Source organism: Chitinophaga caeni (genome assembly GCF_002557795.1).
Lineage (GTDB): Bacteria > Bacteroidota > Bacteroidia > Chitinophagales > Chitinophagaceae > Chitinophaga > Chitinophaga caeni.
The window spans coordinates 1,362,217-1,370,000 of sequence record NZ_CP023777.1; the positions used below are offsets into that span (position 1 = coordinate 1,362,217).

Below are 7,784 nucleotides of genomic sequence, written 5' to 3' on the forward strand. Positions count from 1 at the left end.
AGTTGCCGCTATTCCCGCCAATGTCAACTATTTTATTATTTTTGCTTAGTTTGAGTTTATGGCGCTACGTATACATACACAGGAATTGGTCAAACGTTATCGTGCCCGGACGGTGGTAAATCACGTTTCCGTGGAAGTGACCCAAGGTGAGATTGTTGGTTTGTTGGGACCGAACGGTGCCGGGAAAACCACGACTTTTTACATGGTTGTAGGCTTGATTAAGCCGGATGAAGGGCGAGTATTCCTTGATAATGAGGAGATTACAAAATTGCCTATGTACAAACGTGCGCAGATGGGAATCGGTTACCTCCCGCAAGAAGCTTCCGTTTTTCGTAAGCTGAGCGTCGAGGATAATATTTCTGCCGTATTAGAAATGACCAATTTGACCCGGAGTGAGCAAAAAGAGAAATTGGAATCTTTGTTGGACGAGTTTCGCTTGCAACATGTTCGGAAAAGTCCGGGTGATGTACTGAGCGGGGGAGAACGCCGGAGAACAGAGATCGCGAGAGCCTTGGCAGTTGACCCGAAATTTATCCTATTAGATGAGCCCTTTGCCGGGATTGACCCTATCGCTGTGGAAGATATTCAAGGTATCGTAGCTAAATTAAAATATAAAAATATCGGCATCCTGATTACCGACCATAACGTACAAGAAACCTTATCCATTACGGATAGAGCCTATTTGCTATTCGAAGGTAAAATCCTGAAAGCAGGCACAGCGGAAGAACTGGCGGAAGATGAACAGGTAAGGAAAGTATACCTTGGCCAAAACTTCGTCCTCCGCAGGAAAAACTACCTGGAAGAAGCAGCTAAACAAAGTAATTAGGCTTAACAATCTTCGATCTAATCCAATATGAAAATATTAAGTCCTGCTATATCACAATTGGCCAGGTTGCGCATGGGGCGCATAGAATATTTTATGCAATACCCCTTGCAAGTGCAGCACCAGGTGTTTCAGAACCTGCTAAGCGCTGCTCAATACACTGAATTTGGAAAGAAATACGGCTTTTCCAAAATATTCAAGGTGGAGGAATTTAAAAAAAATGTCCCCATCCACGACTATGATAGTATGAAACCTTACATCCAAAGGGTGATGGAAGGTGAACAAAATATCATCTGGAATACCCCGATTAAATGGTTCGCCAAATCGAGCGGCACCACGGCCGATAAGAGTAAGTTTATCCCCATCTCCGTAGAGTGTTTGGATGAATGTCACTACCGCGCGGGCCGCGATGTATTCTCATTATATTATTATAATAATCCGGATTCGGATTTACTCACGGGGAAATCCCTCGCTATTGGCGGCAGCCACCAAATCAACCCGCTTTCACCAGATAGCGATTCGTTTTATGGCGACTTAAGCGCTGTTATGCTCCAGAACATGCCCTTTTATGGCAACCTGGTGCGTACACCGGATCTCTCTATCGCTTTGATGGACGAGTGGGAAGCCAAGATAGAAAAGATGGCGCATGCCGTTATCAGGGAAAATGTGACCTCCATTGCCGGTGTACCTACCTGGACGATCGTATTGATTAAGCGGATCTTCGAATTGACCAATACCGATAATTTAATGGATGTATGGCCCAACTTGGAGTTGTATATCCACGGCGGTGTGAGCTTCACACCTTACCGCGACCAATTCAACAAATTGATACGGGGTAATAATATGCATTACCAGGAATCGTATAACGCTTCCGAAGGGTTCTTTGCTGCGCAAGATGTTATCGGGGAGGAAGGATTGTTGTTATTCTTAAACCACGGCATCTTTTACGAATTTATGCCGATGGAGGAATTTGGGAAAGATGATCCACAAACTTTACAGCTACAACAGGTAGAACTCGGGAAAAATTATGCCCTGGTGATTAGTACAAATGGTGGATTATGGCGTTACCTGGTGGGAGATACAATACAGTTTACTTCGCTGGCGCCTTACCGCATCCGGGTGAGCGGTCGTACGAAGTCCTTTATTAATGCTTTCGGTGAAGAGGTGATCGTAGATAATAGCGATAAAGCAATAGCAAAAGCTTGTGAGCGTACGGGAGCAGTGGTAAACGATTATACCGCGGCCCCGGTATATTTTAGCGGGGAAGGAAATGGAGGGCACGAGTGGATCATTGCTTTCGAGGTGCCGCCGAATGATTTGAATGTGTTCACGGAAACGCTCGATAAGACGCTGCAAGAAATAAATTCTGACTACGAAGCCAAGAGGCATAAAGATATGGCCTTGAAAATGCCGATCATTCACAGCGTGGGAAAGAATACCTTCACGGAATGGTTGAAGAGCAAAGGTAAATTAGGGGGGCAGCATAAAGTGCCGAGGTTAAATAATGACCGTAAAATTTTAGAAGAAATTCTCAGTTTTGTAAAACAAAATCCACAATAATTCTTATAATTAAAGTTAAACTAACAACAACTTACGATGAAATTACTTGACAACAAGGTCGCGATAGTAACCGGTGCTAGCCGTGGAATTGGTGAAGCCATCGCGGTAAAATTTGCTGAGCAAGGCGCAAACGTTGCTTTCACTTACGTTAGCTCCGATGAAAAAGCGAAAGCGTTGGAAGATAAATTGACTGCCCTCGGTGTAAAGGCAAAAGCATATAAAAGTAATGCAGGTAATTTCCAGGATTGCGAAACCTTGGTTGCAGAGGTGTTGAAAGAATTTGGTAGCGTTGACATCTGCGTGAATAATGCCGGTATCTCCAAGGATAACTTGTTGTTACGTATGAGTGAAGATCAATGGGATGATGTAATGGACATCAACCTGAAGAGCGTTTTCAACATGACCAAGCAAGTGATCCGCCCGATGATGAAAGCTAAAAACGGTGTTATCATTAATATGAGTTCTATTATCGGTATCAAGGGTAATGCCGGGCAAAGCAGCTATGCAGCTTCTAAAGCCGGGATCATCGGTTTTACAAAATCCGTTGCGCAGGAGCTGGGTAGTCGCAACATTCGTTGCAACGCCGTGGCGCCGGGTTTCATCGAAACTGATATGACTAATTACCTGAAGGAAGGAGAAACCGCTAAAACCTACATGGAAAAAATTCCTTTAGGTCGATTCGGCACCCCGGAAGATATCGCTAATACCTGCCTGTTCTTGGCATCAGATATGGGGAATTATATTACGGGACAGGTACTAAGTGTTTGCGGTGGTATGAACGTTTAATGCGCTTCTCTATCCATAAACTTGTTTTACAACCGGGTCAGATTTGACCCGGTTTTTTTGTGCCCAAATACAATTATATGTATTAATTACATGAAGTATTATCCTTAATTATCATGGAAAGTTAAATGCTTTACTTTCCCATTCTTGCTGGTTAATAAGCGAAAATGCAAGAAAAGTTAACAAAGTATTGAAAAAACATATGAATAATAATTGTTTATACTGACGGAGAGCCTATTTTTGACATCCCTAATTGTCTATGTATTGTCATGTAAATGTAAATGCTTGTTAACATTTTCATAAAGAAAGTTAGAGATAATTAGTTTTAAAGCATAATCGGATAGCATAAGGAACCATAGTAGAATGTGCCGGGGAATCCCGGGGCGTTCATATAAAGTGAGTATAACCAAATTTATTGTAAGGTAGTTAGTAGCAATTATGATAGCTATTTCGGAAGGATTTAGTTATGAAGCAACAGTGAACAATTTGCCAGCTAAGTACTCCTGATCATTGTAATGGAAGTTAATTTTTCTTGGGGTGTGATACCCCGTGGAAATGTTTTGTCAACCTGGCTAAATACATTCCAAAGTCAATCAATCGATTGTAGTTAATTCATTCTGTGAATTTACTATGACAATTTAGAATTATTTGAATCTATCGGTCGAAATAGTCCCGGAGTTACCAAGTAACACCGGCTTTTTTAGGCCCAAATGGGATAAGTGTAATTATTACGTTGATTATGTTCAATATAAGCCTGTATGGAAAACAAACATCTTTATATGCCACCTTGAAGGGCGGCATTATCATAAACCAAAATTTTAGTTCCAAGAATCTTCATTATTCAAGTCTGAAAGAAACGCAATGAGAAAATCCATTTTTTTAGTGCCGCTGTTAACTGTTGCAAGTATAACGGCATATGCACAAAACATTACCGTGAAAGGTAAGGTGGTCTCCGCTAAAGATAAGCAGCCACTGCCCGGGGTTACGGTTATAGATAAAGCTACCAAGAAAGGAGCTATTACCACGCCAGACGGCTTATTTCAAATTGAAGTAGACAAAAATGCTACGCTCAGTTTTAGCTTGATCGGCTACGGTTCCAAAGACGTACCCGTTAATGGTAACGCATCTTTGAATATCGAACTCGCAGAAAGTACGCAGGGGCTCGATGAAGTAGTTGTTATGGGGTACACTTCTACTACGGTTAGAAACCAAACGGGCGCTGCTCAAACAATTAAAGAAAAAGAAATCAAGGATGTAACGGCATCCAGTGTAGATAAAATGTTGCAGGGTAAGGCTTCCGGTGTATTCATAGGTTCCAGCTCCGGTAACCCGAACGAACCGCCAACTATCCGTATCCGTGGTAATGGTACGCTCACTGCCGGTACGAGTCCTTTATTGGTGGTGGATGGAGTTATCAGTAACTATTATCCCAATCCTTCCGATATCGAGAACGTAACCGTGCTTAAAGATGCCGCTTCTACCTCTCTTTACGGTGCACGCGCGGCTAACGGTGTATTGGTTATTACTACCAAACGTGGGAAGGCAGGTAAAACGAAAATCACTGCGCGTGGTAACCTAGGGGTGAATAAATTAAACATGGGCCGCTTCGGATTGATGGATACTCAAGGTCTATACGATTTGCAATATAAATCTGCACAAGAGTTGTATGCCAACGATCCTGATAAATTCCAGAAATTCATTACCGAATCTTTACCGCCTGAAATTTTAAATACCAATACTGACTGGACGGATGTAGGTTTCCAAACAGGTACGAACCAGAACTACGAGGTGAACATCAGCGGGGGGAACGAAAAAACTCGTTTCTTCTTAGTAGGTAACTATTATAATGAAGAAGGTATTTTGAAAGGCGTAGGTCTTGAAAGGTACAGCGCCCGCTTAAACCTCGATCACCAAGTGTCCGACAAATTCAAAGTAGGTGTAAACTTATCCGGTATCATGGCTAATGAAACCGATAACTCGCTGGGTTCTATTTACCCGATGTTCCTGAACTTGCCTTGGGACAAGCCTTACAATGACGACGGCACTCCTTTAGATCCCCGCGTCAGCAAATGGTACGGTCGTGATCCGAGTAACTTCGTGTATGATCAACAGTTCAGCAATAACAAGACCCGTAAGCAAACCTTCGATGCCTTGGTGAAATTGGAGTACCAGTTTACGGATTGGTTGAGCTTCTCCTCTACGAACAGGGCACAGTACAATAACTTTAGGAACCAAGACAATACTGATTACCGTACTGCCAGCGGTGCGGATTTACAAGGTTTGTTGAGTAACGAATACCGCTATACACAAACGTATTTGTCGTCGAACTTACTGAAAGCGCAACGTAATTTTGGTAAACACCATGTAGATGGTTTAATCGGGGCCGAGTTCCAGACATATAATTATGACAATATGGAAGGTACCGGTAAAGGAATCATTGCCGGGGGCGTATTAAATAATACTTCTGCACCGAACAGCCTGGGGGGGACCAAGATTGATAGGGCATTCAACTCTTATTTTGTAAATGCAAACTATAACTACGATTACCGTTACTACGTAACCACTTCATTCCGTAGGGATGGTTCTTCCCGCTTCGGGTTCAATAATCAATATGGTAATTTCTACGCGCTGGGCTTCACCTGGGCTGCTTCTAATGAAGAATTCCTGAAGTACAACGAAGTGATTTCTAACCTGAAATTGAGAACCAGTTTAGGTACCACCGGTAATGCCGAGATCACGGACTATATCGCTTACCCTTCCTATGCCATCAATGCCCAGTATAACGGCTCCCCTGCAGGTTATCCAAGCATTATCGGTAACCCGAACTTATCTTGGGAAAAGGCTATGAACTATAACGTGGGAGTAGATGTAGGTTTCCTGAACAACCGTTTCAATTTAACCGTGGATGTTTATCAACGTGATAATAAAGACTTATTATATAATGTTCCGTTAAACGTGGCCACGGGTTATTATAACATGATTCAAAACATTGGCGCCGTTAGGAATAGGGGAATTGAAATCGGTATCTCTACCGATAACTTGGGCCCGAACAGCCAGGTTACCTGGACGACCGACTTCAATATTGCTTTCAACAACAACAGGATTCAATCCCTAAATGATGGCGTGGGCCAAGTGGTTGATCCGTCAAATGGTAGCTTCGTATTGGCAATCGGTCATGATATGCGCACTTATTACATGCGCAAGTGGGCTGGTGTTGACCCCGAAAATGGCGATCCGCTATGGGAAAAAGTAAGCACGGATGCCGATGGCAAAAAAGTAGTTACTACGACGAATAGTTATAACCAGGCTACGATACAAATGGTAGGTAGCTCTACTCCGAAATTCTTCGGGGGGATGAGAAACACCGTTTCTTATAAAGGGGTTCAACTGAGTGCATTCTTCAACTTCGTTTCCGGAAATAAGGTGTATAACAACCAGAGGGAGCTGTTTGATAATGATGGTTTCTACGCTCAATACAACATCATGAAATTGGATGATAACTGGAGCCGTTGGGAAAAACCGGGCGACAATGCCACCCATCCTAAATATGTATTAAACGGTAATAAAAATTCTAACAAACCTTCTTCCCGCTTTATTGAAGATGGTAGCTACCTGCGCCTGAGAAACGTAACCCTTTCGTATGACCTGCCCAAAACTTGGTTGCAGTCCTTGAAAGTAGAAGGTGTAAGGGTATCATTCTCTGGAGACAACTTATGGACGCTCACTAAATTCTCTGGCATAGATCCGGATGCTGACGACAGGGCGGTTATGGGCTTCAAATACCCGTTCGCTACGAGGTGGTTAGCCGGTTTGGAAATCAATTTTTAATGAGCTAAAAAGTAATTAACAATGAAAAATTTCATAAAAGGAATCGTGGGTGTTGCCTTGCTTGCTGTTACTGCAACCTCTTGCGATCTGAAAAAAGAACCATATACCGCTATCTCTGATGAGACTTTCTTGCATGATGAATCCAAGTGGCCGGTAATTACAGCAGGTAATTATTACTTCTTAAAAGATGAATATTTTACTCGTAACTATTATATGATGGGGGAGTACCCGGGCGATAACGTGGCCTTGAGCGGCGGTACCTCCGATGCCTTGTATTATTCTTATACATATCAACATCTGAAAAATCAGGGTAACGCCAACCAGATCTGGAGAAAGGGCTACCAAGCGATCAACGGTGCCAACAAGATCATCGAGGTGATGCCGGAAGGCCGCGATGCGGCTACGGATCAGTTAATCGGTGAAAACCTGTTCATCCGCGCTTTCGTGCATTTCTCCCTTTGCCGCATTTTTGCGCGCCCTTACAACCAAGGAGCAGATAACCCGGGTGTTCCCGTAATGCTGAAACCGGACGTTAATGCCATGCCTGCACGTAACACCGTGAAAGAAGTGTATGATGCCGTAATCGCTGATTTGTTGAAGGCTAAAGACCTGATGACCGAGGATAAGGAATGCAGCTACGCGACGAAAGAAGCGGCGGAAGCATTATTATCAAGGGTATATTTATATAAAGAAGATAACCAATTAGCCAAAGATTATGCTGATTCCGTGTTGTTATCAAATAAATATAGCCTGACTTCAACGGCTAGTTTCCCCGGTTATTACGCGGCTA

At 43.0% G+C, this 7,784-nt stretch carries 5 protein-coding genes (1 of these 5 running past the window's edge); all 5 read left to right on the forward strand.

What is annotated here, in order from left to right:
* The first annotated feature begins 58 nt into the window (after positions 1 to 58).
* On the forward strand, positions 59 to 826 hold the full coding sequence (gene lptB, locus COR50_RS05765; RefSeq protein WP_098193114.1) for an LPS export ABC transporter ATP-binding protein: 768 nt from the start codon (positions 59 to 61) through the stop codon (positions 824 to 826).
* 27 nt (positions 827 to 853) lie between these two features.
* On the forward strand, positions 854 to 2,383 hold the full coding sequence (locus COR50_RS05770) for a GH3 auxin-responsive promoter family protein (protein WP_098193115.1): 1,530 nt from the start codon (positions 854 to 856) through the stop codon (positions 2,381 to 2,383).
* A gap of 36 nt (positions 2,384 to 2,419) precedes the next feature.
* Positions 2,420 to 3,169 carry a 3-oxoacyl-[acyl-carrier-protein] reductase gene (fabG, locus tag COR50_RS05775; protein ID WP_098193116.1) on the forward strand — a complete coding sequence of 250 codons (750 nt, stop codon included), beginning with the start codon at positions 2,420 to 2,422 and terminating at the stop codon, positions 3,167 to 3,169.
* Between the two features lie 858 nt (positions 3,170 to 4,027).
* Positions 4,028 to 6,994 (forward strand): SusC/RagA family TonB-linked outer membrane protein, encoded by a 2,967-nt coding sequence (locus COR50_RS05780; protein ID WP_098193117.1) that lies wholly within the window; start codon positions 4,028 to 4,030, stop codon positions 6,992 to 6,994.
* A gap of 21 nt (positions 6,995 to 7,015) precedes the next feature.
* A protein-coding gene (locus COR50_RS05785; RefSeq protein WP_098193118.1) for a RagB/SusD family nutrient uptake outer membrane protein crosses the window boundary here: on the forward strand, positions 7,016 to 7,784 show its 5' portion. 737 nt of this gene lie beyond the right edge of the window; 769 of the gene's 1,506 nt are visible here — the first part of the coding sequence; the start codon lies at positions 7,016 to 7,018; its stop codon lies off the right edge, out of view.